At 36.1% G+C, this 2,290-nt stretch carries 2 protein-coding genes; both read right to left on the bottom strand.

The window, feature by feature from the left end:
* The coding region (locus T367_RS23055) for a hypothetical protein (RefSeq protein WP_035845736.1) at nt 1-1,628 on the bottom strand (1,628 nt) is incomplete at its 3' end.
* 10 nt (nt 1,629-1,638) lie between these two features.
* Nucleotides 1,639-2,001, bottom strand: a complete 363-nt coding sequence (locus T367_RS0118220; RefSeq protein ID WP_027421128.1) for a hypothetical protein — start codon at nt 1,999-2,001, stop codon at nt 1,639-1,641.
* Nucleotides 2,002-2,290 lie beyond the last annotated feature (289 nt).

Here is a 2,290-nt window from a genome sequence, read left to right on the forward strand (position 1 = left end):
AGCACACCTGTACCAGCTGTAAATTGTCCTGAAGCTGTTACCTCTCTAAATCTTCCTAATGGATTTGCTCCTTCACTAATTAAATCATGTAAATCGATAGTTACACCGTCTTCACCACATAAATCGATTGTATTATCATCACCTGCTGCACCAAGTCCACCAAAATCAATAATAACACGCATAGTACTATAACAACCATTTGCTGTATCTCCAATCATCAACCAAACTTCATCATCTGGTCCCATAAAATCATCTTCATATAATGGCTCTACTTGAGTTGAACTATCTGGTCTTTCAGAGAAGAAATTCCAAACAGCATCTTCAGTATCATTTAAATCCATCCATTCTAATAAATCTAATTCAAAATCTTCACAGAACGGTCCTGGATCAGTAATTTCCAATTGCGGTCCTTCAGAATAAATAACCATGATTGACTTAGTAATCGTTTCTGTTAAACAATCACTTATTGGATCACCGAATACTGTATAAGTAGTTGTTTCTTCCGGAGAAACCTCAACAGTTGGTCCATCTAAAACTAAATCATCATCTTCTGGATCAGAACTCCAAGTCCATTCGTAATCTCCTGCATTTGGTCCGTCAACAGTTAAAATTACAGGATTACCTGCACAACTTGTTACAGAATCTAATTCTGGATTACATTGGTTAATAACTCCACCACCAATTCCACCAGCAGATTCATAATCGATATAATATAAAGTAGCAAATGCGCCTTCAACAGCATCTCCACTTAAAACAACTGCGAATGTAAAATTAATTGATTCGCCTGCAGGAATATCATCTTTGTGAATAATTGAAATCGCTCTATCTTCTGTTCTTACTGCTCCTTCTGTACCTTCAAAAGTTGGTGCAACGGCATTCCATAAATCATCAGAATCACGGTTTGTGAATCCACCCATACAAACTCTAAACTTGTCTCCTAAAGCACCAAATCCTACATAAGAAGGGTGAGGTAAAGCTTGCTCAGCTGAAACCAATGATTTTTGACAACCACCCGTTGGTTGGGAAACAATTGTATTCGTTGTTGTAAAAGATCCAGTCAACGGTTGATTATTATCAGGATCAACATTTCTATAATAATAAACATCTGTTAAATCCTCATCCGTAGTATTGGTCATTGTTATTTCAGTAGTATAAAATAAATCTCTCATTGTTAAATGATACTTTATATTTATAACTACACCATCAACAATCCCTTGCCACTCCACAGTAATACAATCACCAACCAAAGAATGACTAATCAAATTACTTGGATCAGCTAAAATCTGATTAATTCCTGCGTTATTTGCATAATCCGTACCATTAATTTGGCATCCCCATCCATTTTCTGGACCACCAGGAGTAAAATAATCACCATTGAATAATAAAGGGTCCCAACCTGTTTCACTTGGATCAGAAACGAAACCACAACGTGTGCCAGGCGCACCACCACGATAATGAAATCCAGCACCGTCAATTGTTCCCTCTTTTCCAGTTGGATTATCAATTGCAATATTCACTAAATCTCCCATTAAATACGTACCTGCACCAATAACTTGGCCGTACGAACTATAACCAGCGACTAACAAGATCGCTGTTATAAATATAGATTTTGTATATTTTAAAAACATAGTCTTTTTTTTAATATTGAGAACAAAGGTCCACAAAGTAAGTATTCCACCAAGCAACGTCTTGCGGCGCAGACGTTCTGTCTGTATGAATTTTAATAAGCACTTCATTGTTCGCATAATCAACTTCTAGCGTATATAAGTTGTTATGTTTATACCCGCATTGCTTAACCGCTTCTGCTTCAGATTCAAAACCTAAGTCAGCTAAACTTGCTTTATAGTATTCCTGAATTGGATTTTCAGCATCTAAAACAACACAAAAATCTGCGCTGATAGTTGCCGTGCCATAAGAAATTGGATCCGCCGTTTCTTGAGAAAATGACGCCGAAGAAAATAGCAATATTGCAGCTATAAAAATCCCTTTTAATTTTTTCATAATTAGTCGATTGAAATGTATTTGCTATAAAGACTTAGTAAATGCAATAAAAGTTGCTCGGACATAAAAAAAAAGCCCCACTCAAAAATTGAGTGGGGCTTTAAATCGTTAATTAATTTAACTTTTTATTTTCCTGATTGGATGGTCACTGTGCTTTGACCTTCAATCTTTGTTCCGTTATCTGAGGTAGCTATATACGTGTAAAAGTATACACCATCTTGACATTTAGAACCACTCATGTCTGTTCCATCCCACGAATCCGTGATATCGTTCATTTCATGAATTTTTA

Source organism: Crocinitomix catalasitica ATCC 23190, assembly GCF_000621625.1.
Taxonomy (GTDB): Bacteria; Bacteroidota; Bacteroidia; order Flavobacteriales_D; family Crocinitomicaceae; genus Crocinitomix; species Crocinitomix catalasitica.

Bases quoted from the DNA above. Each gene is read 5' to 3' on its own strand.
- T367_RS0118220 (WP_027421128.1), bottom strand. From the start codon at position 2,001: ATGAAAAAATTAAAAGGGATTTTTATAGCTGCAATATTGCTATTTTCT.